Annotated in this window: 23 protein-coding genes; 6 read left to right on the top strand and 17 right to left on the bottom strand. The window is 37.5% G+C overall.

Annotation, left to right across the window (positions count from 1 at the left end; translation table 11 throughout):
* Nucleotides 1–34: 34 nt before the first annotated feature.
* The 10 genes from tssC to tagH all read right to left on the bottom strand — a co-directional run bounded on the left by tssC (nucleotide 35) and on the right by tagH (nucleotide 12762).
* Nucleotides 35–1525, bottom strand: coding sequence for a type VI secretion system contractile sheath large subunit (tssC, locus tag D172_RS17580; RefSeq protein WP_007377093.1), 1491 nt, complete (start codon nucleotides 1523–1525; stop codon nucleotides 35–37).
* Nucleotides 1522–2025 carry a type VI secretion system contractile sheath small subunit gene (gene tssB, locus D172_RS17575; RefSeq protein WP_007377094.1) on the bottom strand — a complete coding sequence of 168 codons (504 nt, stop codon included), beginning with the start codon at nucleotides 2023–2025 and terminating at the stop codon, nucleotides 1522–1524. Before tssB ends, tssC begins: the two co-directional genes overlap by 4 nt.
* Before the next feature lie 16 nt (nucleotides 2026–2041).
* Nucleotides 2042–3157: a type VI secretion system protein TssA gene (tssA, locus tag D172_RS17570; protein ID WP_007377095.1), complete on the bottom strand. Its 1116-nt coding sequence runs from the start codon at nucleotides 3155–3157 to the stop codon at nucleotides 2042–2044.
* Nucleotides 3158–3360: 203 nt separating this feature from the next.
* Entirely contained in the window at nucleotides 3361–4158 is a 798-nt protein-coding gene (locus tag D172_RS17565) for a PP2C family protein-serine/threonine phosphatase (RefSeq protein ID WP_007377096.1), read from the bottom strand.
* Complete coding sequence (tagF, locus tag D172_RS17560; protein WP_007377097.1) at nucleotides 4151–4879, bottom strand: type VI secretion system-associated protein TagF; 729 nt, start codon at nucleotides 4877–4879, stop codon at nucleotides 4151–4153. The genes D172_RS17565 and tagF overlap by 8 nt, the downstream gene beginning before the upstream one ends.
* Entirely contained in the window at nucleotides 4861–8370 is a 3510-nt protein-coding gene (gene tssM / locus D172_RS17555) for a type VI secretion system membrane subunit TssM (RefSeq protein ID WP_007377098.1), read from the bottom strand. The genes tagF and tssM overlap by 19 nt, the downstream gene beginning before the upstream one ends.
* Nucleotides 8371–8380: 10 nt before the next feature.
* A complete protein-coding gene (tssL, locus tag D172_RS17550; protein ID WP_007377099.1) occupies nucleotides 8381–9661 on the bottom strand; it encodes a type VI secretion system protein TssL, long form in 1281 nt (426 codons plus the stop codon).
* A gap of 19 nt (nucleotides 9662–9680) precedes the next feature.
* Nucleotides 9681–11009, bottom strand: a complete 1329-nt coding sequence (gene tssK, locus D172_RS17545) for a type VI secretion system baseplate subunit TssK (protein WP_007377100.1) — start codon at nucleotides 11007–11009, stop codon at nucleotides 9681–9683.
* A 16-nt stretch (nucleotides 11010–11025) separates the two neighbouring features.
* Nucleotides 11026–11490 (bottom strand): type VI secretion system lipoprotein TssJ, encoded by a 465-nt coding sequence (tssJ, locus tag D172_RS17540; protein WP_007377101.1) that lies wholly within the window; start codon nucleotides 11488–11490, stop codon nucleotides 11026–11028.
* A 15-nt stretch (nucleotides 11491–11505) separates the two neighbouring features.
* Nucleotides 11506–12762 carry a type VI secretion system-associated FHA domain protein TagH gene (gene tagH, locus D172_RS17535; RefSeq protein ID WP_007377102.1) on the bottom strand — a complete coding sequence of 419 codons (1257 nt, stop codon included), beginning with the start codon at nucleotides 12760–12762 and terminating at the stop codon, nucleotides 11506–11508.
* 523 nt (nucleotides 12763–13285) lie between these two features.
* On the opposite strand from tagH, the gene D172_RS17530 reads away from it, so the two are divergent.
* Together D172_RS17530 and D172_RS17525 are read left to right on the top strand one after the other, a co-directional pair.
* Nucleotides 13286–15259, top strand: coding sequence for a serine/threonine-protein kinase (locus D172_RS17530; RefSeq protein ID WP_007377103.1), 1974 nt, complete (start codon nucleotides 13286–13288; stop codon nucleotides 15257–15259).
* A 208-nt stretch (nucleotides 15260–15467) separates the two neighbouring features.
* Nucleotides 15468–15815: a hypothetical protein gene (locus tag D172_RS17525; protein ID WP_007377104.1), complete on the top strand. Its 348-nt coding sequence runs from the start codon at nucleotides 15468–15470 to the stop codon at nucleotides 15813–15815.
* A gap of 90 nt (nucleotides 15816–15905) precedes the next feature.
* Here the strand turns inward: D172_RS17525 and D172_RS17520 are convergent, their stop codons facing one another.
* A complete protein-coding gene (locus D172_RS17520) occupies nucleotides 15906–16277 on the bottom strand; it encodes a DUF1294 domain-containing protein (RefSeq protein ID WP_007377105.1) in 372 nt (123 codons plus the stop codon).
* A 51-nt stretch (nucleotides 16278–16328) separates the two neighbouring features.
* Here D172_RS17520 and D172_RS17515 point away from each other — a divergent pair, with 51 nt between their 5' ends.
* A complete protein-coding gene (locus D172_RS17515) occupies nucleotides 16329–16862 on the top strand; it encodes a hypothetical protein (RefSeq protein WP_007377106.1) in 534 nt (177 codons plus the stop codon).
* A 62-nt stretch (nucleotides 16863–16924) separates the two neighbouring features.
* Here the strand turns inward: D172_RS17515 and D172_RS17510 are convergent, their stop codons facing one another.
* Nucleotides 16925–17467 (bottom strand): carboxymuconolactone decarboxylase family protein, encoded by a 543-nt coding sequence (locus D172_RS17510; protein WP_007377107.1) that lies wholly within the window; start codon nucleotides 17465–17467, stop codon nucleotides 16925–16927.
* 111 nt (nucleotides 17468–17578) lie between these two features.
* Here D172_RS17510 and D172_RS17505 point away from each other — a divergent pair, with 111 nt between their 5' ends.
* Nucleotides 17579–18166, top strand: a complete 588-nt coding sequence (locus D172_RS17505; protein ID WP_007377108.1) for a TetR/AcrR family transcriptional regulator — start codon at nucleotides 17579–17581, stop codon at nucleotides 18164–18166.
* 66 nt (nucleotides 18167–18232) lie between these two features.
* On the opposite strand, the gene D172_RS17500 is transcribed toward D172_RS17505, so the two are convergent.
* From D172_RS17500 to D172_RS17480, 5 genes are all read right to left on the bottom strand, one after another.
* A complete protein-coding gene (locus D172_RS17500) occupies nucleotides 18233–20353 on the bottom strand; it encodes a methyl-accepting chemotaxis protein (protein WP_007377109.1) in 2121 nt (706 codons plus the stop codon).
* Nucleotides 20354–20458: 105 nt separating this feature from the next.
* Nucleotides 20459–21676, bottom strand: a complete 1218-nt coding sequence (gene arsJ / locus D172_RS17495) for an organoarsenical effux MFS transporter ArsJ (protein ID WP_007377110.1) — start codon at nucleotides 21674–21676, stop codon at nucleotides 20459–20461.
* Nucleotides 21677–21700: 24 nt separating this feature from the next.
* A complete protein-coding gene (locus D172_RS17490) occupies nucleotides 21701–22711 on the bottom strand; it encodes an ArsJ-associated glyceraldehyde-3-phosphate dehydrogenase (RefSeq protein ID WP_007377111.1) in 1011 nt (336 codons plus the stop codon).
* A 32-nt stretch (nucleotides 22712–22743) separates the two neighbouring features.
* Nucleotides 22744–23100, bottom strand: a complete 357-nt coding sequence (locus tag D172_RS17485) for a metalloregulator ArsR/SmtB family transcription factor (protein ID WP_007377112.1) — start codon at nucleotides 23098–23100, stop codon at nucleotides 22744–22746.
* A gap of 164 nt (nucleotides 23101–23264) precedes the next feature.
* Nucleotides 23265–23693, bottom strand: coding sequence for an organic hydroperoxide resistance protein (locus D172_RS17480; protein ID WP_007377113.1), 429 nt, complete (start codon nucleotides 23691–23693; stop codon nucleotides 23265–23267).
* A 123-nt stretch (nucleotides 23694–23816) separates the two neighbouring features.
* On the opposite strand from D172_RS17480, the gene D172_RS17475 reads away from it, so the two are divergent.
* Nucleotides 23817–24251, top strand: a complete 435-nt coding sequence (locus D172_RS17475; RefSeq protein WP_007377114.1) for a MarR family winged helix-turn-helix transcriptional regulator — start codon at nucleotides 23817–23819, stop codon at nucleotides 24249–24251.
* Between the two features lie 45 nt (nucleotides 24252–24296).
* Nucleotides 24297–25403, top strand: a complete 1107-nt coding sequence (locus D172_RS17470; RefSeq protein ID WP_007377115.1) for an L-dopachrome tautomerase-related protein — start codon at nucleotides 24297–24299, stop codon at nucleotides 25401–25403.
* Nucleotides 25404–25553: the final 150 nt, after the last annotated feature.

Raw genomic sequence — 25553 nt, 5'->3', positions numbered from 1 at the left:
TAATGCATTATCCTTAACGCTAGAGAGAGGTTAGTTAACCAATCTCAGGAATTTTAGCTACAAGGCGTAAAGAAGAAGTAAGCTCTTCCATTTGTAACCAAGGTTTTAACCAGGCAACAGCATTGTAAGCACCAGGTTGACCTGGAATTTCTTTAACCGATACTTTTGCATCAGCTAAAGGGTAACGTGCTCTAATATCTTGACCACCGCCCTCTGTCGCATTAACGTAAGATAGTATCCAACGATTTAACCAAGATTCAACGTCTTCTGCTTCCATAAAGCTACCAATTTTGTCACGAGCCATCACTTTTAAGTAATGCGCAAAACGAGACGTCGCCATTAAGTATGGTAATCGAGCTGAAATTGCAGCATTAGCAGTCGCATCTGGTGTAGAGTAAATTTGTGGTTTTTGACAACTTTGACCACCAAAAAACACAGCATAATCAGTATTTTTATAATGACAAAGTGGTAAAAATCCTAATTTGCTTAGCTCTGCTTCGCGACGATCTGTTATACCAATTTCAGTCGGACATTTTAGATCCGGGTCGCCGTCATCACTAGTGAAAATATGTGTTGGTAGGCCTTCTACTTTACCGCCACCTTCAGCACCACGAATAGCAGTACAAAAGCCGTATTGAGCAAAAGCTTTTGTCATATTTGTTGCCATAGCGTACGCTGCGTTGCTCCAGCAATAGTCTTTATTTTCAGTACTGACCGAACGACCATCTTTAGGCTCAACTTCAAACTCTTCGTAGTTAAACTCTTCCACTGGCTTCGAAGCAGCACCGTACGGCAGGCGAGATAAGAAACGAGGCATTGTTAAAGATACAAAACGTGAATCGTCACTGTCTCTAAATGAGCGCCATTTTGTATACTCTAATGATTCAAAGACTTTTTCTAAATCGCGAGGTTTTGTCAATTCTTCCCAGTTATCGAAACCAAATAATGATGGCGACGATGCCGCAATAAATGGACAGAAGCCTGCAGCTGCAACATTAGACATTAAACTAAGTGCTTCAACATCTTCAGGATGATTAGTAAATTCGAAATCGCCAACGATTGTGCCGTAAGGTTCACCACCTGGTGTGCCAAATTCAGCTTCGTATATTTTCTTAAACGTCTGGCTTTGATCAAATTCAACCGCTTTACTTAAATCTTTATGAAGTTCTTTTTTCTTCATATTTAAAACACGGATTTTAAGTGTGCCACTTGTTTCTGAGTTCATCACTAGGTGATGTAATCCACGCCATGAACCTTCAAGCTTTTGAAATTCATCACTGTGCATAACAACACTTAGCTGCTTTGATATTTTTTGATCGATTAATTGAATTGCTTCATTAAACGTCACAGTCATGTTTTTATTCCACTGGACTGTCCCTTTCAAGGCTTCTTCAGTCAGTGTTTTAAGTAACTCTTCTGCGCGACTCGCATCTGTTTGCTTAGTTGCACCAATAGCTTGTTCAAGTAAAGATGAACTCACTTCAGTCGTTGACTCTAATTCTGTACTTAGTTGCTCTGTACTCATTTTTCAGTCTCCTCTAATTTAAGCTCTTTAGCGATAGAGTCTAAACTTGCGGTATTACTGAGTACTTCTTCTAATACATTTTCAAGTTCTTCTGAGCGGTCAATTTTAGTCATTAGGTCGCGTAGTTTATTACGTGTTTCCATTAATTTACGTAATGGTTCAACCTGATTTACAACAGCTGCTGGCTCAAAGTCATCAATCGATTTAAAGTTAAGCTTAACTTCAAACTGAGAACCTTCATCATTTAATGTATTGTCGACTAATAAATTCAGAGAAGGACTCATACGCTTTAAAACATCATTAAAGTTGTCGCGATCTATTTGTATAAATCGTCTGTCTTTAAGTGGCTTTAAGGCATCAGCATTATCTCCTGAAAAGTCCCCCATCACACCAACAACAAATGGTAATTCTTTTTTAACCGCTGCGCCTTCAGTTTCCACATCATAAGTGATATGTACTCTAGGCTTACGAACTCGTTTTAATTTATCATGGATACTCATTGAGAACTCCTTTTACTTATGTTTCAGTTTCGCTGATTTTAATGCCAGACAACTTAAAGTACCCAGTCCTAGCATCACTATCTGTAATTAGTTCATTTAATAACTCAGGTAGCGATAATTCGCTCCATCGAATTACTTGTTCTATCGTGTACGACATCGGCGAGTGAGGTTCTGTTTTTCTAAAGAATGTGGCTATTTCTTTTAGTTTACTTATTGCATTTTCTCTAGAATTAATCTCATTGCTATTCGCTTTTTCAACTACGCCTTCGACTCCCGCATCGTTCTCAGTTTCTAGCTCAACATTTTCACTAGCATTCTTTTCAGCTAGCGCTTGTTCTGCCGCTTCAAGCTTATCTGCAGCAACGTGTTTTAGTGCCGCCAAACTCACTTCAAGTGCCTGTTTTATATTAGAAGTCGGCTGTGGTTGACCTGTCACTCTGTCCATTACTTCACTAAGCGTGGAAAATTGCTCAATCGCTTCTTCAATATCTAACTTTAGAGAGACAAAAAAATCAGTACTGGTTTCTGCCGCACTTTTTTCTATTAATTCGAAGTCAACTGCACCTTGAGTAATTTTTTTCTCTCTTTTATCATCACTCAAACGAGAAACATCATATCCTTGTTGATATTCCCAAAAAGAATAAGAATTCATACTTACACTATCAGTTAAGTAAATACTCTTTATTGGTATGATCAACGTACCTTCACCCGCAGAGCCATTTAACCCCACTAGTGCTGATACTTTATCCCAAATTTCATCATCTGAGTCGAGTGTAGGGTATAAATCGTCAAAGTGATTTTCAATTAGGTTATGAGCAACTTTAAAGCCAAACGCCAAGCCTTTAAAGCCGTAAATACGACACATTGCTTCAATTAGCCATGCCAAATATTCAATATCTTTGCTTTCGGTTTTTATTGCTTTGCTACATTGCTCAAGGAGAGGTAACCAGTCTCGCGACAAAGAGGAGATACCTTGCTCATCAACCAATGCATTTCTTTCAGCCGCTCTGAGCTGATTTCTCAAATCTTTTAAAGCATAATATGTAGACGTAGGAGAGACATCTGAGCGGGGATCAATACCTGCAATCTCAGTGTCTGAAATAGGGGAGATATATTCATCTAATAAAAACATTCCATTGTCCTAATAATTATCCATAAAACTCCAATAAAGCGGAGCGGATTTTATATTACATTCTTTATATTAAAATACAAGCTTAGTTACAATTGTGTTTAAAAATTCATTATTGCCAATATATAAACAATCAATTTTTAGTATACTTTCAAATAACATCATTTAAATAATTTAAAACAATCTTATTTAAAATAATCAATATGTTATTTAGTAAATAAAGGAATCGTCGCCTCATCCATATTATTAATCGCATTAATATCTTGATTATCTTTTGTTTCATCATATTTAATTAAAATACATGTCACATTATCTCTTGCACCTCGAACTAAAGAAGAGTGCATTAATGCCATACCCGAATCAATAATACTATTTGGTTCTAAAGACATGCATATATCGTCATCAGATAATTCCCCAGTTAGCCCATCAGAACAAAGTAAAAATATATCACCGGTTCTTATTTTATCTTTAATAACATCCACTTTTACATTTTCCATAACACCAACTGCGCGTGTTATTACATTAGATAGAGGATGATTTTTCGCTTCTTCAACAGAAATAACCCCTTCATCAATCAAGTCATTTACTTGGCTATGATCTCTTGATATCTGCTGAAGCTCACCATCACGTAATAAGTAGGCTCTGCTATCACCAGCCCATAAAATATGGTAGTTCCCATCTTTTAAAAATAACGCAGTAACCGTACTGCCCGCCGTTTTATTATCTAGATAAGAAGCACTGTATTCACTGAGCTGTCTATTTGCTTCTTCAATCGCCCCCACAATATGAGAAATACTTAAAACATCTAATTCAAGCTCTTGAACTTTTGTCCTAATAACATCAACAACTAACTGGCTTGCGACTTCACCGGCTTCATGGCCTCCCATGCCATCAGCAACAACCCACAGGTTATGACTATTAATTTCTACATGGGCATCTTCATTTAGTTGCCTAACAACACCTCGGTGGGTAATGGCATAACTTGTACAAAATTTACTAATCACTATTTTTTACCTGCGTATAATTCCATTCCCAATGTTTCCACCTACCATCTAACATGGCTGCAACTTGATTTACAGGAGGTAGTGCAGATGTAATAAGCACCATTGGTTTGATGTTAAATGAACCATGTGTCCACCAAACGCTATAATCACCATGTTTCTTATGTAATATGGCATGCATTGCATCTTCTAAAACATTATCTGACAGCTCAGTACCTGAAAATTCAAACGCCTCACCCGCTTTGTTTTTATCGGGTGAATGAGAATAGCTGACCTGCTTTTTTTCAGCCGTCATTATATTAAGCGTTTGAGTGACCTCTTTTCTCCACGAAAAAAGATCAACCGAGCCCTCTAATACTTTTAAAACCACATCTTCATACTCTAAAGAAAACACACCTGAGTTTAATATAGCAATAGGGTCACTTTGCGTCTCACTCAATAGAGTAAAAGGATAATGCCTTCCAACCGCATCCATACTCGGTATTATGGTTCCCATAACCCCGTTGTCGCCAACTATATTAGGGCTCAAGGCAAAGTGCCAGACAGGCGCTACCAAGTAATTATCCTGCCATGCTTCTCCTAGCTGCTCCTTACTAACAGCAATGGCTGCTTGTAACCATTGCTCCCAATGCTCAGAAAATGCCTTAGAAACGTTATCTTGAACAAAGTCGCCTAAAGAGGGCACTTTACCAAGATAACCTATATTTATAATCGTGTCGGACATGAAAACTTCTCTACGCTTGTATTCCAAAATGGATGTCTGATTGATTTAGGCAACAATTCGACTTTTGCATTATTTCCCATAATTGAAAAGTGCAGCTCTAGATCGTTACGAGTTTGGCTTCTTTTTTCGCTAAGCTCATCAAGCATTCTATAAAGTGACCATTCACCCTGATAAGTTGTGTTAATTGAGCGGCCACCATTTGGAGGCGTAAACACCACTCTTGTTTTACTTTGACCAGATGCTCCAGGCCAAATAAAATTTGTTACTTTTAATGGACCATGTCGGTAAGTCATTGACTGTCCATCAATTTCTATCATAAGGCTAGACACTGTTTTATCCAGTTTAAATGTTCGTAAACCAAACTCTATTCGAGGGGTATTACTTCCACCATCAAAAAAAGCGGTTTGGATTTGATAAGCATGTTCAAACATTTTTAATGTTTCACTGCTAATACCAATGTCTTTTTCAAACTTCCATGGACTTGAGCTTATATCAACGCTAGGCGCAACATAGCTATTGAAAAAGCTATCAATGGTTCCACCTGGTCCAAAAAAGCGAGCAAAGTCTTTCATATTTACTTCTTTATCTGCCTGTGGAGAGAAAGGGTACCTTCCCACAATCGCAGCATTGTATTCTCTTAAAACTTTGCTTTTCCAAATTTCGTTCAGGTGCCTGTTTGCACTATTTTTGGTGATATTACTAGTGTCTCTGCTTATATCTAATAACCAGCTATTGAATGGATAAGGTAAATCTCGACTTTGAAACTCTAATTGACGTATAAAGCTTGGTTTACTCTTACCACTAATTTGATCTTTTATTGAATATTTAAGCTGATCGCCTCGATCGAGCTTGGTTAAATAAATATTAAGCTCTCGCAGATTTTTCTGAATATTATCGAGCTGTTGAGAATCAATGTTTATCACATCTTCAAATGCTTCTTCGACTTGGTAACCTGGCAACTTTATGTCGAACTTAGGCGCTTCGTCAGGTAAAAATCGCTTGATCCTATTTGCTTTCGTTTGCATTGCAATTTCAGCAGCATTAGCAGCCAGTTTACCTGCTGCTTTTTGATTTTCCGATACCGGTAGTTTTGTCAGCTGAACATTCTTTTGAACTGCAGTAATAATATTTTTAATTGGCGCTTCTGAACCCGCTAATACATCCGTAATATTAACGCCCTCTGCCGGTGAGCTATATTGATTAAGACTTAAGTCATCTAAGAACGACTGCCAATAATGAATATAGTCTTGAAAATAACGCTGCTCTAATTTCTTTTCTATTTCATCTTTTGAAATATCGTAAGTGCCTGATGCTTCTTCACCATACACCCAACTACTGGCCATTAAATTACCTAACATTTTACTTTTTTCAACGTTAAAAATACCGTGAAATCCATTAAATGTGTACAACCCAGGGATATTTCTAGTTAGCTCACCATTATTACGAAACGTAAATTTTTGCGCACTTTCAAAACTAATAATATCGGTTAATCTAAACGGCGGAATACTACTATTAAGAAAGTCAGCTTGCAGACGTTGATACGCTCTTTCTGCTATAGGCAACTTAGTTAATTCAGCGCGTGCAGTTCGTACAGCTTGGTTATCAACATCAGTTTGATTAATACCTTTGTTCAACAAAGCTGAAATATGACCCATTAATTCATCTCTAATTTGAATACTCTTATCACCCGGAAGGTTTCTTTCTAAGTAAGCATCAAACCATGCTGTAATGTCTTCACTTTCAAAATACTCTGGTTGAAATAGCATTAAATAACACTTCAAAGTCTCATATAAATAACTAAGGTGCTCTGGATGGGCTGCCATTTCTTTTATAAGGGTATTGCTGATAAATGGTTCTAAATAAGTTTGCAAAGAGCGATCGTAAGCATTAACAGAAGATGCTTTAATTTCATTTAATTTATTAAAACCAAATGATGGTGACTCTTCCGAGTCCATTAAAAATGGCGCACTTGCTGGTAAATTTCTCAGCGCGTTTAACCTATCATTTAAAACCACTAAGTTATTTCGATCAAATGACGCTGAATCAAGCTCTTGATATGTCGAAATAGCCTCTTCAGTTTCTGCAATTAGATTACTATTCCATGCAAAACTAAAGTACCAAGAAATTGAAAAGCCAAATAGCGCAATAACAGCTAATGAGATACTAGCAACGCGTAGCCATTTATTTTGTTTGTCGTGATGTTTATTTGTACTTGCTAAATTTTGCTCTGGAAAAATCACGCTTTCTAAAACATTTTTTATAAAAAAGCTTTTTGATTGATTGATATAATCTGTTTTACCTGAGTTAACATCATTCAAAAAGCTAGAAGGCGTTCCTTCTTGAGTTGCGCTCGTTAAGTAAACGCCCCTAAACATGGGCAGCTCTTCATATGCATTAGGTGTAAATATTTCTTTTAAAAAGCCATCAGCGACACCTTGAAGTACTCTTAGCTGCCTAGGGAATTCGAATATTTTAGCTCTAATCGCTTCGTTTCTTTCATTTATCAATCTGCGATTAAGCATTTCTGTTAATTTAGAAATTAAAGTATGAAATTCTTTATTAAACGCTTCTACCTGGGTGTCTTTAGCAAGATCAAGCTCAAAGGTAACTCCCCATACTTGTTCACATTCTTCTTCCGTTAATTCGCCAAAAAATTCTCTAAATCCTTCAATTAAATCAACCTTAGAAAAAATAACATAGACAGGAAATGTCATCCCAAGCTGATTTTGAAGCTCTTGTAGCCGTTGCTTTATTGCACGTGCATGCAAGTTACGCTCAGTTTTAGTCTGACTCATCAACTCAGATATACCCATGCTGATCATCACACCATTAATTGGCCTAAGTGGACGATACTTCCGCAATAGACCTAAAAACCCTTCCCATGCTCGTGAGTCATGTTTTGCATGACTATTTTGAGTTGTATACCTACCGGCGGTATCGATCAATACCGCTTTATTAGTAAACCACCAATCACAATTTCGTGTACCACCGATGCCATGAACTAAATCAACGCCCAGTTTATCTTTTAATGGATAATCCAATCCTGAATTATTAATAACGGTTGTTTTACCCGCGCCAGGAGGGCCGATCATTATGTACCACGGCAACTGGTAAATATTTTTACCTTTGAACAACTTAACATCTTTTAACAAGTCGATAGCTTCATTCATTCTTGTTTTTAGAGTCGTGATTTCTTCGTTTACTTCACTGCCGCCTGAGTCATCGCTATCGATTAACTCATCAGCCATTTTTTCATCTCTTTTATTTTGCTGCACAAGACGATAAATTTTCGTCACAGAAAAGAGCAACAATATAAGTAATATTGTTAGCAACCTTGCAGCAATACTTGCTAAAGGGACGTGATCTGCCACTGCAATTAAAGGACCACCAAACCAAATCAATAATGATAAAGCTAGGAAACCTATAATTAGCATCGCGGTACGAGATGTAAGAGCGTATGTCATTTTTTTAAATTTTTGCGAGAAACTCATATCAGCCTCATTAAAATAATAGATCGATTTCAATTCGTCGGTTCAATGACCTAGAAGCTGAATCTGAATTGCTGGCGATTGGCTCTGCGGCCCCTTTACCTTCAGGCCATAAACGGCCACTAAGGTTAGTACTTTTAGCCATAGAATTAGCAACTTGTGTTGCTCTAGCTAAAGAAAGGTGCCAATTTGATGGGTATCTGTCGGTACTAATAGGCGTATCGTCTGTGTGACCCGTTATTAATATTCTGCCTTTTGTCCCCTCTAAACTAAGTGCAAGTTTTTCAAGAATAGGCTGAAAAGAAGGCAGTAGCTGTGAATTACCTTGATTAAACAAACTTTCACTTTTAATGGAAATTCTGATCCGATCATTACTTTTTTTAACAACCACAATGCCCCTCTGTATTTCGGTTTGTAGTAGCTGCTCTAAAACTAATAATTGCTGGTCTTTTTTATCGATAGTTTGCTCATTTGCGAGTGGATGAATAACGGCAAGTTTTTCATTAATAGCAAAAACATCATCATTGAGTTTCATATTGATAAATAAATAAACGGCAAGTAACACGAGCCCTAAAACAGAAAAAATCACCCAAAGCGGTACTTGATTTCTAAGTTCAACACCTGCAGCAACTCGCTCCTTCCAATTAGGTGATAACTTGTTATTGATTGGCCCATCTAATTGATTTAAAAGGTGGTACATCTGAGAACGGTATTCTTCAACTTTATTATCACCAACAGTATCTAATCTATATTTGCCCTTAAAACCAAGGTTTAAACAATGATACTGTAACTCTAAAAATTGCTTGTTTTTTTCAGGTTGTAACAGCGCGTCATCGAGTAATGTATAAAAATATTCACCACCAAATGTTTCTTTATGGAATGTAGATAATAAGCTTTCATCGGCCCACTCCATTGAGCTCCATTTTGAATTTAATACCGATTCATCGAGAATAGCACATAGGCAGTAGCGCGCATTGTTGATGATATCTTTAGATAAATTTTGGTTGCGAACTTCAACTTCAAACCGCTTTATGGCTTCAACACAACGGTGTTTTAAAGCTGCTAAATTTGTCATTTCGGCTGATTGACTAATAGATATGACTATTGAAAAACAGTCAGTTGCAGCTTCTAAAAGAGGGTTTTTAAAGATAGACACTTTGACGCTACTTGGTAGCTTTGTCGATGGCGATTCGACAGACATCACCGTTTTATCAGCATCACTGTCAGTATTTGCTTTACTAGAGGTATCACGTCCTAATCTACCAGGGCGTGGTTTGATAATGGTTTCGTCCATTGAAACTCTTCCTTTAAAATTAAGTTCTAATTGCCCAAAGGCTTAATTGTAGTTCTGGGTAGCTACCTGATAAATGAATGGCAATTCCGCCACTAGAGCGCAACTTATCCCAATGCTCTCCCTGCTTATTTAATTCAAAATAATGGAAACCTGCATGATATGGGATTTGTCTTGGGGCTGTAGGTAAACTACTGATTGTTATTCCTGGTATTTGGTTATTAACAAGATCACGTATAGTTTCTACGCTGCCTATTTTTATCTGTGATGGCAGTATTTTACGTAACTCTTCATGCGGGACACTTGCTTTTATTGCTAGAATAAATTGAGCTGAATTTAGCACCGACTTATCGTTTAATGCACCAAATGAAATTCCAAATTTGCTTTGTTCTAACTTGATTTCAGTTGCTGTTTGCTCAATAACATGACTCAACGACTGATATAAGAAGTTAACGACTTCGCTAAACACTTGACCCAAGTTTTTATGATCGTATTTAGGGAGCTTAGGAACTCGTTTATTAACAGTACTAAACGTCGACAGCTCTCCGGCAAGCTCAATCAACCTAATATACAAGATATTTGGATGGATATTATTGACTGATAATAAGTTGTCAAATACTGCATCATACTTATTTAATGTTTGCAGCATAATAAAGTCGGCAACTGATGTACTTCCTGCATATCCTTGACACAATCTAACGGCGATGCTTTCTGAGCGCTGTTTGATCATTGAACCAATTTCGCGAACAAGACCCAAAAGAGGCTTGCATTGCCCTACTTTTAAAGATGCCGGTATATACTTATTATCTAGCTTTATTTGCCCTTCACTACTAACATCTAGAATTCTTGCTAAAGGCAGCAATATATAACCAGAGTGATCATCAGAGGAAAGTGCTAACTTACTATATATTTTAGCGACTTGAATAACTTCTTGAGATTGCGCCCCCACTAAATCGTCACTCACTGATAAATCATTCAATTTATAACGAGTTACAATATTTTCTTCTGGGGCAGATAAGTTTATGCCGCTATTTTTCAATGCCGGTATTGCAAGATAAACTATCTCGTCATATATATCTTTGCCGACCACTAATGGCTCAGGCAAAGAAGTTGACTGAGGCATATCTATCGGTAGTAAATCTGGGGTAATTGCCGACAGTGATTCAATCGCAAATTGACCCGATTTTAGCAGTTCAGTATCAATTGCTACCTCAAGTATTCCCCAAGGATCTGCAAGGTTACCACTGCACACTTGTTGGATTACATTTGCAATATGTTTATCTGATTGCTGGAAGTGTTGCGGCCTTAAAAACATCCCTTCAGTCCAAGCAACACGAGTGTTATCACCCATTTTACAAATCCTTTTTTTATTTCTCTCTCATGTATGTAGCAATAGCTTCTACATTGACATTTATATCATCATAACCGGTAGGATCAACTTCAATTACAGCTCTCCATCTTGCCTGATCAATGTTTCTATAAGCAACCACAACCCCCACATAGCGAGTGTTTCGATTGAGACTCATTTTATATTTTTGTACTGTATTTGGCTGTAATTCAAGCTCGTCTTTTTTTAACAGATCAGGCCCTAATAATTTTTCAGGCGTATCGTAAAGGCTAAAAAAATCTTGTGTATCAAAAATAGTTCGAGAACTAAGTTCAAATATTTTCATAACTACAGGTGAAGGTCTATCCGACGTATCAGGATTAACATTCTTAGATACATTAATAATCAGATCTGTTGAAGGCGGAACAAGTTTATTAACGGTAGAACATCCTAGTACTAAAAATAGTAAACTAAAACTCATTAAGTAGAGCTTAATTTTATACATTGTTTAATTTCCTTTCTAAAGCGTTTCTTTAAGTCTATCGTTGTATGCCTTTAAAAAATCATCTGACATAGCCATTGCCCCTTTGGAACTAACGTCTTGTGACAAATCATCATGTAAACTCTGATATAACTTCCAGCATTTAGATTCAATTTGCCCAGGGATAATTTTTAATACGTTAGAATTATCATTTGCTTGCTGACTTATCTGTTGGGGAGAAACTTGCTCTAACATCCCTTTAAGTACACCATCTGCACCGGCTAATAACGCATGTTCGTGCCTGCGAGAGTCAATAAAGCTTTCATTTATCGACTCCTTAGACGAAAGGAAGCTTGCACTATTCCTTATGAATAAATTCTGAATAACGTCATCTATATTAGCAGAAAATTTTAAAGGGTTGTTTTGTTCAGTTTGAAACATTGTATGATTTAACCTCAATTGACTTTTTACATGCGCTCTTTGACGTAAAGAGTCCATGAGGCCATTGAGTAATAAATTAAGGCCTTGCCCCATTTCAAACCAATGCTTTTCTGTATTTAACGAATTTTGTACTTCAGGCTTTATATTTAAACCTTTTAAAAATGCATCAGATAACGCAGTACTGTTTTTTGCAGCTATTTTTGGTGATGCAGTCTCGACAGTTTGTTCTTTAGGGGCTATTTTTCGACTTTCCGATTGTACTCGTGGAGAATTCGTTTTTAACTCTTGAACATTCGCAGAGTCATGTTTTGATGCATCGGAGTGTTCTGGGTTCATCAGGCGTGATAAATCATCCCAATCTTCTGGGATCTGGTTACCTGAGTTCAAAAAGGGCTCTTGCACCATAGAAACTCCAGGCATTGATTCATCTAAAAACTGATGCGATTGTGAAAATGAATCTTTACTATCCGCACGGTAATTATTATCACTGTTTTGACTGGCCGAAAAATCGGTATTACTCACTGGTGAAACGCGATCATCAACCAACTTAACATCAATTTGAAAGTCGCCAATAGTTAATACGTCACTGTCAGCAAGAACCTGCCTATTTCCTTGACCAAGTGGGGTTACAGCAAAGTTTATAAAGGTGCCATTCGTTGAATTATCGTAAATATAAAAAGAATCACCTTCTTTTATGATTTGTCCGTGTTTACTTGATATTATTTTTTCAGGATCGGGCAGATGCCAATCACAAGCCTCAGAGCGACCAAAGATGAGTTTATCTACTACAGTCTTAGATGCTTCAATTTCAGGTGAGAGTCTATGATAACTAGTTATGTTTAGTATCAGTTCCATTTGATAAGTCAGTCCCTTAAATCTTTATTGTCGGTAGGATAAAGTAGAAGAGAAACTATTGTCAACATTGAAATTAATATATAAATATAGACTGACTTTTATTGAGCCATAAAATACTGTAAAAATAAATATTAACTTAATCGATATACTGAACAATTGTGGCCGTTAATATTTTTACATTTCGGCCAAAATCCGTTCTCTATAAAATGAAAAAGTAAAACCTCAATTGATTTATCTTGATTACTTAATCTCATTCATTGACGCCCTAAACTCTCTTTTTTACTTAAGTATGTGCTCAAAAGTGGGTTTATTTTTTATATTTTTATAAAGTTACATTTGTTAAATATTCCCGATAGCGTATAAATTAGCTGTTTCAAAATTTAGATATAAATATTCAATAATTGAAACATTGCTATAGTCGAGATTTTTTGTAAAAATGTACGACAATATCAGAGGGAAATTGATAATAAGTATAAAGCTTACCTTTGTAATTATTTAAATAAACACAATAAAAGGATTTATAATGAGCGGTATTAACAACCCGAGTGACAAAACTCAAATTGCATCACTTGATTCTAATCAAAAAAGAACCTCTGCTAAAAATAAGATTAACCTCATCGGGAAAAAGATTTCCGATCGCTACCTGGTTGAAGAACTAATTGGACAAGGCGGCATGTGCTACATTTACAGAGCGCGTGATACCTTCTTAGAAAATGTAAATCGTGCTGAAGCATTTGTTGCTTTAAAAGTGTTGCAAGAAGAGTTTTCATACTCAGAAGAAGCAATTACTCTTCTAAAAGACGAAACAGCAAAAACACAACAGCTCTCCCACCCTAACATCGTTAAAGTGTTTTCAGCAGATTCCGATGGTGATTTATATTACGTCACAATGGAACTTGTTGAGGGAGAAACTTTAGAACAAATAATTAAACGCAACAAGCCCTCAGGCATGGCATTTAAAAAAGCGAAAGTGATTTTAGAACAGCTTGCTGATGCTCTTATATATGCGCATTCAAGAGGGGTGATTCATAATGACCTCAAACCATCCAATATCATATTTGACAGTAATGGGGACTTAAAAGTACTCGACTTTGGTATCGCAAAGCATAAAAACATTGAAGATGCGTATGCCGTTAGAAGTAATGTTGAGTTGGGCGATATTGGCGGTTATACACCGACCTACGCAAGTCCTGAACAACTAAATGGTGCCAGTGCTACCGTTAAAGATGACGTGTTTTCATACGCATGTATTGCGTTTGAACTATTAAGTAGTAAACATCCATTTAATCGAGTTGCAGCCGATAAACTACCAAAGAGTACCACTGCTAAACGTCCAAGCAATTGTCCACTTTGGTTATGGCAAAGTATAAATAATGCACTATCGTTAGAAACGTCACAACGACAAAGTTCTTTATTACCTATTTCTAAAAAACTTAAGTCTAATTTAAAGCCAGCGATCGGTTTAGTCGCAGCATCCGTTATTTTAGTTATTGTAGCTATTCAATATCAATTAGCTAACACTGTGCAAGTAAAGCAACTAGAGGCAAAACTTGATAATGCGAACGCAATTAATCAACAAGTAGAAACCTGGATGTCTTGGAATGGGCCTCATATTTTAGATAAGTTAGCTGAAATTCCTCCGCAGTACGAAGTATTAAAGCAGGGCCTATTAAGAGTAAATCAAACGAGCATATTAGGCAGTTTTGATAAAAGAGCTAATAACTTTAATAATAGTAATTCAAATAAATTTAAAGATTTTGATAAAACAATTTCAATCTACTCTAAAGCTCTCGACTACTACCCTGACTCAGAAAAACTTTCAGTGCAGTTAGAGAGCATCCTAAGAGAGCGTCAGTCAATAATTTTTGATATCACATCGAGAATTAATTTATTGTTAGAACAGTCTCGTTATAACGAAAGTGACAATAATAATATCCCGCAGCTAATTCAAGACTTAAAAGAAGTTGATAATACCTACGTGTACGAGCCCTCTTCCTTACATTTTGATAATTTTAAAATAGCGTTAGACAAAGCAGTAGAAGAAGATGACGTAATTGCGCAAAAAGCACTCTTAAATGTTGGCAAAGCGATATTTACCAGCAATCAAAAAGCTGAACTCCTTTTCGCAAATTTACTCAAAAGAGAATCTGCAATTGATGCACTGACCTTTTATCAGAAAAAATTAGCGATAGGTGAGCAAATTACCTACCCACTCTCGGATGCTATTGTTTTTTATCAACCAAGATTTCAACGTTACTCTGAACAATTGGAAGGTATTGAGGATTACAAGCAGCTACTAGAGTTTGAAGAACTTATTAATTTAGAGTCTGCTGATCTACCAACTGATTTTCCTCTTCTAGTGACATTAAAACAAGATTTGTCAAAGCGATATATTACAATGGCTAATACTCTAATGAAGCGAAAAATGTACCGAACTGCGGAGCAATTAGTCGAAAGAAGTGAGGCCATTACGCAGTCGTTAGACAGTATGCTGTAAATAAAATAGTTAGGCTACTAACTCAGAGTTTGTTTAGATGATGAGCGTAGCAATAAGAAAATAACTATAATTGAATATATGGTGGATACATATTAGACTATCCACCGCTTTTTAAACGAGAGTCAAGGACGACGAGTTGAGCTTTTAAGACACTCCTCCAAGATTTTTCGTAACCTTCAACATTTTTAAATTACTTAATGGAGTATCGATGAAAAACTTAAGCGCACTTGCAGCCATCCTATTACTAAGCGGTTGTTCAACCACCTCAACAGTTGATAAAGTCGTCACTGAGGTTGTTACCGAAGCCAAAGTAGATGTTGAAGAAGTTGTAGCACCAATTTCATTAACCGTTATTACGACTCCCGCAGATGCTCGCGTTCGTATTATGAACATAAACCCGGTCTATCAAGATGCCATTGAGCTAAAAGAAGGCAAATACGATATTGAAGTCAGCAGAGCTGGATACCAAACCTACAGAAAATGGGTCGTTGTTGACAAAAAAACTATTTTAACTGTTGGATTAGATGAAGCACTAACAAGTCAATCTGAACAGTAAACCTTTTATACTGTTAAGTAACCTGAACTCTGAGTAATATATTATTTACCAAAGTTCAGGTTAAGTTAGCTCAGCAAACCTTCTATTTAGTCAAACGAGTAAAGACCCCCTATTCAACCAAAAATACACGATCCCACCTAAATTAACTGCAATGCATAACCACAGCACAAATATAAAACGACGTTTTTTAGATTTATGACGTAGTAATTGTTGTGCAAATAATGCGCCTGGCCAACCACCACACAGAGCAAGTAATTGCAACGTGCGCTCAGGCGTACGGTTTACTTTTTTATGTGCCGATTGTATTGCTTTGCGCTTATCCCTGGCATACATTAAAAATGTTAACACACTCAAAATACTGAGATAAATTGGCATATAAAGAGCAATGTAGCTAAGCATGTAAGCTAGCCAAGTTAAAGCAATAAAAAGACTCGATATTGTTATTAAGGCTTTTTTTATCAATTAATTATCACCTATACTGAACGCACAGAATTTAAAAATAAGAGTTAAATTATGACACATTTTAAAGCGTTATTCTTAGCGTTGCTCCTCTGTTCATTTACTTTTAGTTACGCGGACGAAAACAACTTAACCCTCGATAAAGAGCTAGCAATATTTCAGCCTTACTTAGGCACTTGGCAAACCGACTTTAAGGTAGTCTCAGGCGCAAAGCCAGTTCAGGATGTCGGCAGGTGGGAACGTACGCTAAACGGTAAAGCTATTCGTACTATGCACTCTATTAATGAGGGTGAATATGGCGGCGAATCGACGATTTTTTATGATAGCAAAAAAAAGTCACTCGTATTTTATTACTTCACAACAGCAAGTTTTTATACAAAAGGCACTATAACAGTATTAAGCCCGACTCAGTTTGTAGCCTACGAAGAAGTAACAGGCAGTAAAGAGGGAGTGACTAAGGTTAAGTCTACAAGTGATTTAAAAGACGATAAATTCATTGTATCAATCTCTTATTTAAAAAAGGGTGAGTGGACAAAGCCCGAACAACGTATTTATACACGCAGTACAAAAGCCGTTAAGTTTAAATAATCGCAATTTATAAACACAAAAAAGGCAGCCTAAGCTGCCTATTGTCATTTATAAAACCGTATTTATTTTACGTATTTTTTAAATGCATCATCTACTGGTGTATCAGCAAGGTGATTAGTGTAGTTGCTCATTACTTTTTGAGACAAGCCTACAATAATTTCAAGTAGTTGTTGCTTAGCGTAACCTGCGGCAAAGAATTTTTCGATTTGCTCATCGCTGATCACGCCACGTTCACGTGTCATTGCGAGTGTAGTTTCACGAAGAGTTTCTAGCTTAGGGTTTTCAAGTGGTGTTTTGTTAACAAGTGCGTCAACAATACCTTGATCAACCTTCATTGCCGCTGCAATACCACTGTGAGCAGGAACACAGTAATGACAGTCGTGCTCTACGTTAATTGATTGCCATACTACTGTTAGCTCTTCTGCATTAAATGACGTTTTTTGAAACAAGTCATGCAGTACTTGGTAACCTTTAAGTAATGTTGGTGCTTCAGCCATTACTGCATGTAAGTTAGGAAGCATACCAAATGCTGCTACTGAATCAGCTAAAAGTGGTTTTGCTTCTTCTGGTGCATTTTCTGCCGTGTATAAAGTAAATTCTGCCATGTTTAGCTCCAAAAATAATTAGGTTTATGTAACTTCGAAACACATACTATTTGATTTTGAGCGACTGTTCAAGTTAAAATTGAGCAACTGTTCAAATTAATTGAGAATAAAATGGTTAATAAGGTTAAATTTGAACGCGAAAATGTTGTTCGTGTTGCCAGCCAATTATTTTGGGAAAAAGGCTTTCATGCAACCTCAACGCGAGACTTACAAGAAGCCGTTAATATGCGCCCAGGCAGTATTTATTCTGCATTTGGTTCAAAAGAGGGGCTATATAGTGAGTCACTAAAAGACTATACGGTGCAAATGAAAAGCCAAATTGACGGTTTTTTATCTTCGTCAGACACAACCTTAGGTGGCTTACGTGCATTTGTAGAAAATGTGGTAATTAAAAACAAAGATTGTAGCCCGAGTGCAATCTGTATGTTAGTAAAAGCTAACAATGAGTTTGCCGATAAAAACAGTAGTTTATATGAATTGAGTTTAGATTTAGCGGCTAAGTTTGAAGGTTATCTCACTGTACTTTTCGAGCAAGCAATAGCAAAAAATGAGTTGAGCGATAAATTAACAGCTATTGAGTACGCACGTTTTTTTCAGATTCAGTTTACAGGGTTACGTGGTTATTTTAATCGCCCAGGCGTTGAACTACTGGCCCAACCTATGATCAATCAAATGTTTGCGCTCATGAAAAACCTATAAACTGCTTGTTTTAATTAAAAAAGGCAGTAATTTAATTACTGCCTTTTTATTTTTTTACGTTCAATATTACGTTTTTAACTTATTAAGCTCTGAATCTTGTTGCGTTACAAGCTTGTTGAGTACTTCACTGCTATCGCCTGCTTGTGCCGATAAATCGGATAGCTGCGAAGCTGCATCTGATATAAGTGTTAAATTACGATTTATTTCTTCAGTTACTAAACTTTGCTCTTCAGCTGCCGTGGCAATATGTGTAATTTGATTAGTTATTTCATCAACTTTAACCACTACACTGTGAAGAGCATCAAATGCAATTGAGGTTTCATCAACAGCACTTTGTGCGCGCACTACGCCTTTTTCTATTACAGTTGAGGCATTGCCAACTTCGTGTAACAAACTATCGATCAATTTACTGATATCGTCAGTCGATGAACGCGTTTTAGACGCAAGCGCTCTTACCTCATCAGCAACTACCGCAAAGCCTCGGCCATGTTCACCAGCACGCGCAGCTTCAATTGCCGCATTAAGTGCCAATAAGTTAGTTTGTTCTGAAATGGTACGGATCACATCCAAAATTTGCGTAATATCTTTACTACGCGATGCTACTTTTTCAACCGCTTGGTTAGCTTCTTTAATTTCTTCAGACATAGTTTTAACTTGGCTCATCGCTGACGACAAACTCGACTCACTACTAACCACTAAGCCATTAATTTCATCTGCCTGCTGCGCTGACTGTTCTGATGCTCTGGCAACTTCGAGTGCTGTTGCGCTCATTTCGTTCATAGCCGTTACCACACTTTCAATTTCTTGAAATTGCGATTGCACATTTTGCTTTGTATCTATGGCAATGTGTTGCGCTATCTCGCCTTGCTGTTTGGTTTGCTCAGACACCGCTTTTAGTTCAGAAATTAAATCACGTAGTTTTGCTAAAAATCGATTAAACCCACCAGCTAATGCAATAAGTTCAGCGTGGCTATCAACATGCAATGTATGCGTTAAATCACCCTCAGAGCTTGCAAGGTTATCAACACGTTGTTGAATTTGTCGAAGCGGTGCAACGATGCCGCCAACCACTAATTTCATTATAACAAATGCAATTGCAGCTATAGCTAAACCGGTTACTAAAATAATAGACCCTAACGATGCTGCAGTTTTTTGCATGTTTTCAGCCAACGCTTCAGGACCTGCGAGCGCAAGCTCTGTTGGTACTTCAATAATTAAAGACCACTGCTTATTGGCAAGTTTAATATTGATAGGGTAATTAACAAGGTACTCGTTATTAACCTTAAAAATACCGCTTTGTCCTTTTGACTTTTCAATATCGTTGTACAACGATGAGCTAATCGCTTCTTTTAGTGGACGCCCTAGTTTAGTTTTATAATGGCTACTGCCAACAATTAAGCCTATGTCACTCAATAATGTTACTTTTGCTTTACCGTTATAGAGTTGTTTAGAAAGCTGTTCAGTCATCACTTGAAAAGTAGGAAGTGTTAAGTCTACGCCAGCTAAACCAATAAACTGCCCAGATTTTAAAATTGGCACTGTTAATGACGTTAACATTACCGAATCACCAGACGGAATTTCGTAAAGGTAAGGCTCCATAATACATGGTGTGAGCGTATCCTTTGCACATAAGTACCATTCAGCTTCGCGAAGTCCAAATTCGTTCAAATTTGTTATATATTTGTCAGCTGCATTAGCCACTTTTTGCTGTTCTACCGTACCATTCTCGTCCCGAGTAATATAGACTTCGAGCGTGCCATCACCATCAACAGAATGCTTAAAGCCCCGCTGGAATTGAGCATCTTGTCCATCAAAAGCATTAGCTTCGAACTGAGAATAAATAGAAGATAAAAGTGTATTATTTTCTAAAATAGAGCGGTTTATGCTTACAACTGTATCTCTACTTAGCGTATTTTGTTTTGCAGCATCACCAAGTAATGCGGCTAATGAATACGGAACTCGGTAAGCCTCGTTAACAAAGCCAGCAATTCGTTCACCATATACTGCAGCATTAGCATTAAGTTTTTCTTCAACCTCAGCAACGATATACTCTTCAGATTTGCTCGCTAACTGCTCATTGCTTGATGATAATTCCCACCATAAAACACTAGAAAGTACCAATACTGTAATAAATATACTCCCGACGGTAAGCCAGAGTAACTTTTTTGCTAACGATATTTCCCGCATTCCATACACCTTTTGATTAAATCTACAGCTATAGTTTAGTAGTTTTAAAAAATGAAGCTATGAATATCATCAAACAATTTGAATTTAATACAATTAATTGGGTTTTTACTGCTTTTTCAGGTATGCCGTCGTAATTGTCGCCATTATTAACAAACAAACACTTACCCATAAACACGCACTAAGCCCATATACTTGAAAAACCCAACCAGAAAGCACCGTACCAAGCAAACGCCCTATCGCATTGGCCATATAATAAAAGCCTACGTCGAGTGACACCCCATCATTTTTAGCAAAACTTACTATTAAGTAACTGTGCAGCGATGAATTTACAGCAAATACTCCACCAAAAATAAGTAAGCCTATTACAAGCGTAAAATGTACCGCTATATCCAATTGCATCAACAACGCCAAAATGCCAGTTACACCACTTAATAAAGCAACCCACCAGTATGCTTTTTTGACCGAATGTGAAGTTGAATCACCTTGCCCAGTTATTCGCGGTGCTTGCGATTGCACCAGCCCATAAGCAATTACCCACAAAGCCATAAAGCCGCTGACCCACCAATGATCCCAGTTAAACTGAGCGGCTAAGTAAACAGGTAGTGCAACTACAAACCATACATCGCGCGCTGCAAACAAGCATAAACGCGCTGCGCTAAGTAAGTTAATTGCCCGCGATTTAGAAAATAATTCTTTAAACTTAGGTTTGTTTTTAGCTTTACCAATATCGCCTTTTAAAAAAATTAAACTAATAACCCACGCAACACTAAGTAAAATAATTAGACTTATTAATGCTCCCACAAAACCAAATACAGTTAGTAATAAGCCGCCTAAAAAAAAGCCCACCCCTTTTAAAGCATTTTTAGAGCCGGTAAGTATGGCAATCCATTTATATAATTGGCTTTGCCCTGCATCGTCTTGCGGTACTAAATACTTAATGGCGCTCTTTGCACTCATTTTATTTAAGTCTTTAGCTATGCCACTCAGTGCTTGCGCTGCCATAACATAGGCAACGGTTAGCCAATCCCCTGGCACACAAAGCATGCCTAAAGCGACAAGTTGTAGCCCAAGCCCTACATTCATGGTTTTGTTCAACCCTAAATGCGCGCCAAGCCAACCACCTACTAAATTGGTGATCACCCCAAATATTTCATAAAACAAAAACAACATGGCTATCGCAAATGCACCATAACCCAACTGATGAAAATACAGCACCACCAACATGCGTAGCGCACCATCAGTTAAAGTAAATGCCCAATAGTTACCGGTAATTATTAAATATTGCTTTATAGAACTTGGTAAATTAGCCAACTGCGCAAGCATAGCGTTAAACCTTTTTAAACGAGATTAAGCCAAATCACTTTGTGCAACTTTAAGCATTAGCTCAGCAGTACGGTTTGCATAGCCCCATTCGTTATCGTACCAAGCGTATAATTTAAGTTGAGTGTTGTTAATTACCATGGTTGAAAGCGCATCAATAGTGCAGCTGCGCGGATCTGTTTTGTAATCTATAGATACAAGCGGCTTTTCTTCGTAGCCTAAAATGTCTTTTAGCTCGTTATTTGCAGCGTTTTTAAACCACGTGTTTACTTCATCTTGTGTAACACCTCGCTCGAGCTCAAAAACACAATCGGTAATTGATGCGTTAGTAAGAGGTACGCGCACGGCGTGGCCGTTTAATTTACCTTTTAGCTCAGGGAAAATATGCGTAATAGCCGTTGCACTACCGGTTGTAGTAGGTATTAAGCTTGTACCGCACGAACGCGCACGGCGTAAATCTTTATGAGGGGCATCAATAATTGTTTGAGTATTAGTAATGTCGTGAATAGTAGTCATTGAGCCGTGCTTAATGCCCACTTTTTCTTGCAGTACTTTTACTATTGGCGCTAAACAGTTAGTAGTACACGAGGCGGCTGTAACAATTTTATGCTCACTTGGGTTATAAAGATCATCGTTTACACCCATTACTACATTTAAAATACCATCTTCTTTTACAGGTGCTGTTACCACAACACGCTTAACACCTTGTGCTAAATATTGATTTAACAGCTCGGTGGTTTTCATTTTACCGCTGGCCTCTATTACTACATCGCAATCAGACCAATCAGTTTCGTTTATGGTTTTGTTGTTGGTAACTGCAATCGTGTGCTTACCCACGCTAAAGCTATTATCATCACTAGAAACCAGTTGTGCTAAGCGCCCATGTACTGAGTCAAACTCAATTAAATGTGCGTGGGTTTTAGCATCACCCGCTACATCATTTACTTTAATAAACTCTATTTCTGGCCAATCAACTGCTGCACGCAGAGTTAAACGCCCCATACGGCCAAAACCGTTAATACCTACTTTAATAGTCATAATTAAATACCTTTAATAAGTTAATTTATTAGTTAGTTACAGCAGCAAGTAATACGTTCAGGGCGATTACCCATAGCGTTTAAGCGCGTTAAATCATTTTCATAAAATGAAGGGTTAGCAGTAAGCGTTTGCGTTAATACATTTTTAGCCCACTCTGGCAGGGCTTTATTAATACTGTAATAAACCCATTGATTTTGTTTACGGTCGCACAATAATCCGCATTGCCTTAACTGCGCTAAATGGCGAGACACTTTAGGCTGGCTTAGCTCAAGTGCAGCAACCAGTTCGCATACACACAGCTCTTCTTCGTGGCTAATTAGCAGCATTGCTTTTAAACGTGTATCGTCCGCTAGGCATTTATAAAATTGAAGTGGGTTGAATTGTTCCATACTGTCCTCACTGTGCTTATGCATCCACAATAAAACAAAATAACAACATATGGAATAGTGAATATACGATTTATCGTATATTTATTTTTTATGCCTTAAACGCAAAAAAGCACACAACGACTAATTGTCGTTGTGTGCTTTTATAACTTTTCTTTATTTAGTTATTAAATAACTGAAAGCTCTACTTCAATATTGCCACGTGTTGCGTTTGAATATGGGCATACTTGGTGTGCTTTATCTACAAGCGTTTGCGCTGCAGCTTTATCCATATCACCTAGTGATACAGCGAGTTTTACCGCAATACCAAAACCGCTTTCAATAGCACCAATAGACACTTGTGAATTAATATGCGTGTCGCTTGGTAAATCTATTTTTTCGCTACCTGCTACAAATTTAAGTGCACCAATAAAACATGCTGCATAGCCTGCGGCAAATAATTGCTCTGGGTTAGTGCCTTGTCCGTCGTCTCCGCCTAAACCTTTAGGTGTTGATAAATTTACATCTAAACGACCATCATCAGATTTAGCTACGCCTTCGCGGCCGCCAGTTGCAGTTGCTTTTGCTGTGTAGGCTACGTTTTGTAATACATTCATAATGAACTCCAAAGTTTAATAATTAATTTAGTTTGTGTGCAAAATAATAGAACAAGTAATTAGAGATTGCAAATACTTTGCATGCAAATTAAAATGGCATGTATCGAAATAAAGGATAACGTTATGCCGTTTGAGCAATTAAAGTTAAAAAATCAGTTATGCCATCGGTTATACATGGCATCTAACAGCATTGCGCGTGCGTATCGCGAGCCTTTAAACGAGCTAAATTTAACTTACCCGCAATATGTAGTAATGATGGCGCTGTGGGAGCAAGACGAAATAACAATTGCAGAGCTAGTAGATAAAACCGCGATAGATGGTGGTGCAATGACTCAAATACTCAAAAAAATGAGCGACAAATCATTACTGGCTGTTATTAAAGATGAGCACGACAAACGCAAACGCCTAGTTCAGCTAACCCAGCATGGCCAATCACTTAAGTTAAAAGCAGCCGATATTCCTAAAAATATTTTATGTAAATTTGATAGTGTAGATGCAACACAAGCGAAGCAGTTAATGCAGCTGCTCGATTTAGTAGTAAACGACTTAGCCGATTAGGCTCTTAATTTTTAAACAATAAACGTGTTTTAAAAGGTTTTAAAAATGACTCATATTAAAAAATTACTATTAGCAGCGGCGTGTAGCACGGCACTTTTAGGTAGCAGCGCCGTAACTGCTAACACCGCTGGCCAAAATACTGATTTAAAAACAGTAGCCACATTTGATGCGCAGCACCCACCGGGCAACATTGCTATTACCCCATCGGGCAGAAAGTTTTTATCTGTGCATGGCTTTTTTGGCCAAAAGCAAAAAATTATGGAGCTTTTAAGCGATGGTACAACTAAGCCCTACCCTAATGAAGAGTGGGCATACGCGTACAAAAACGGTAAAGGTTTTTACGACGTACTTGGTATAAACGTATCAAGCGATGGCGTTTTATGGATGCTTGATACTTCAGGGCCCGATCACGCTGGGCGCTTAGTAGGTTGGGATACAAACAAAGAGCAACTACATAAAATTATTTATCTGGCTAAACCGACCATTACCGACACCTCGTTTTTAAACGATTTAGTCATCGATAATAAACATGGCGTTGTATACATTGCCGACACAGCCCAAGGCAGCCAAGCCGCTATTATTACGGTAAACCTTAAAACAGGTGTAGCACGCAGAGTGTTACAAAATAGCCATTACACCACAGCCGAAAATATCGATATGGTTATTGATGGGCGCACAATGAGCCTTGGCGGCCAACCTGCCCGTTTAGGTGTTAACCCTATTACGCTTGACCCTAACGAAGACTGGCTTTACTTTGGCTCAATGTCGGGCACGTCGGTTTACCGCATTGCCACCAGCGATATAAATAACGAGAGCCTTTCGGGTAAAGCACTTGAAGACAAAGTTACGCGTTACGGCACTAAGCCAATTTCAGATGGTATTATTGTTGATGGCGGCGGTAACGTATATGTAACCGACATAACCAATGGCGCAATTGGCGTAGTTAAACCCACTGGCAACTACGAAGTATTATTTAAAGACGAACGTTTGAGCTGGCCTGATGGTTTTAGTTACGGAGCCGATCATAAAATATACTTTACCGTTGACGATTTACATAATTCGCCTGTACTTAATAATGGCAAAAATCAAAGCCACGGTAAGTTTAAAGTAATGTCGTTCGAGCCTTTAGTAAAAGGAAAAGTAGGCCGCTAATTTACTTATTAAGTGACTACATTTTTTAAAAAGCCTTGCACATTTAAGTGACCCAATAGTTGCAGGGCTTTTTGTTAAAAACACACCACACTGGTGCACATTTTAAAAATACATCACCGCTTTGGTGCTAATGCTTTAGTACGTATTTAC

Origin of the sequence: Pseudoalteromonas sp. Bsw20308 (assembly GCF_000310105.2) — a bacterium.
In the GTDB taxonomy this organism is placed as follows: domain Bacteria; phylum Pseudomonadota; class Gammaproteobacteria; order Enterobacterales; family Alteromonadaceae; genus Pseudoalteromonas; species Pseudoalteromonas fuliginea.
This window is presented reverse-complemented; position numbering and strand designations above follow the sequence as displayed.

What these genes read in the sequence shown, in the direction of transcription:
- D172_RS17475 (WP_007377114.1), top strand. Translation starts at nt 23,817, where the DNA reads ATGCCGTTTGAGCAATTAAAGTTAAAAAATCAGTTATGCCATCGGTTA.
- D172_RS17510 (WP_007377107.1), bottom strand. Translation starts at nt 17,467, where the DNA reads ATGGCAGAATTTACTTTATACACGGCAGAAAATGCACCAGAAGAAGCA.
- tssA (WP_007377095.1), bottom strand. Translation starts at nt 3,157, where the DNA reads ATGTTTTTATTAGATGAATATATCTCCCCTATTTCAGACACTGAGATT.
- tssC (WP_007377093.1), bottom strand. Translation starts at nt 1,525, where the DNA reads ATGAGTACAGAGCAACTAAGTACAGAATTAGAGTCAACGACTGAAGTG.
- D172_RS17470 (WP_007377115.1), top strand. Translation starts at nt 24,297, where the DNA reads ATGACTCATATTAAAAAATTACTATTAGCAGCGGCGTGTAGCACGGCA.
- tssM (WP_007377098.1), bottom strand. Translation starts at nt 8,370, where the DNA reads ATGAGTTTCTCGCAAAAATTTAAAAAAATGACATACGCTCTTACATCT.
- tssJ (WP_007377101.1), bottom strand. Translation starts at nt 11,490, where the DNA reads ATGTATAAAATTAAGCTCTACTTAATGAGTTTTAGTTTACTATTTTTA.
- D172_RS17530 (WP_007377103.1), top strand. Translation starts at nt 13,286, where the DNA reads ATGAGCGGTATTAACAACCCGAGTGACAAAACTCAAATTGCATCACTT.
- tssB (WP_007377094.1), bottom strand. Translation starts at nt 2,025, where the DNA reads ATGAGTATCCATGATAAATTAAAACGAGTTCGTAAGCCTAGAGTACAT.
- tagH (WP_007377102.1), bottom strand. Translation starts at nt 12,762, where the DNA reads ATGGAACTGATACTAAACATAACTAGTTATCATAGACTCTCACCTGAA.
- D172_RS17490 (WP_007377111.1), bottom strand. Translation starts at nt 22,711, where the DNA reads ATGACTATTAAAGTAGGTATTAACGGTTTTGGCCGTATGGGGCGTTTA.
- D172_RS17525 (WP_007377104.1), top strand. Translation starts at nt 15,468, where the DNA reads ATGAAAAACTTAAGCGCACTTGCAGCCATCCTATTACTAAGCGGTTGT.
- tssK (WP_007377100.1), bottom strand. Translation starts at nt 11,009, where the DNA reads ATGGGTGATAACACTCGTGTTGCTTGGACTGAAGGGATGTTTTTAAGG.
- D172_RS17500 (WP_007377109.1), bottom strand. Translation starts at nt 20,353, where the DNA reads ATGCGGGAAATATCGTTAGCAAAAAAGTTACTCTGGCTTACCGTCGGG.
- D172_RS17515 (WP_007377106.1), top strand. Translation starts at nt 16,329, where the DNA reads ATGACACATTTTAAAGCGTTATTCTTAGCGTTGCTCCTCTGTTCATTT.
- arsJ (WP_007377110.1), bottom strand. Translation starts at nt 21,676, where the DNA reads ATGCTTGCGCAGTTGGCTAATTTACCAAGTTCTATAAAGCAATATTTA.
- tagF (WP_007377097.1), bottom strand. Translation starts at nt 4,879, where the DNA reads ATGTCCGACACGATTATAAATATAGGTTATCTTGGTAAAGTGCCCTCT.
- D172_RS17480 (WP_007377113.1), bottom strand. Translation starts at nt 23,693, where the DNA reads ATGAATGTATTACAAAACGTAGCCTACACAGCAAAAGCAACTGCAACT.
- D172_RS17485 (WP_007377112.1), bottom strand. Translation starts at nt 23,100, where the DNA reads ATGGAACAATTCAACCCACTTCAATTTTATAAATGCCTAGCGGACGAT.
- D172_RS17505 (WP_007377108.1), top strand. Translation starts at nt 17,579, where the DNA reads ATGGTTAATAAGGTTAAATTTGAACGCGAAAATGTTGTTCGTGTTGCC.
- tssL (WP_007377099.1), bottom strand. Translation starts at nt 9,661, where the DNA reads ATGGACGAAACCATTATCAAACCACGCCCTGGTAGATTAGGACGTGAT.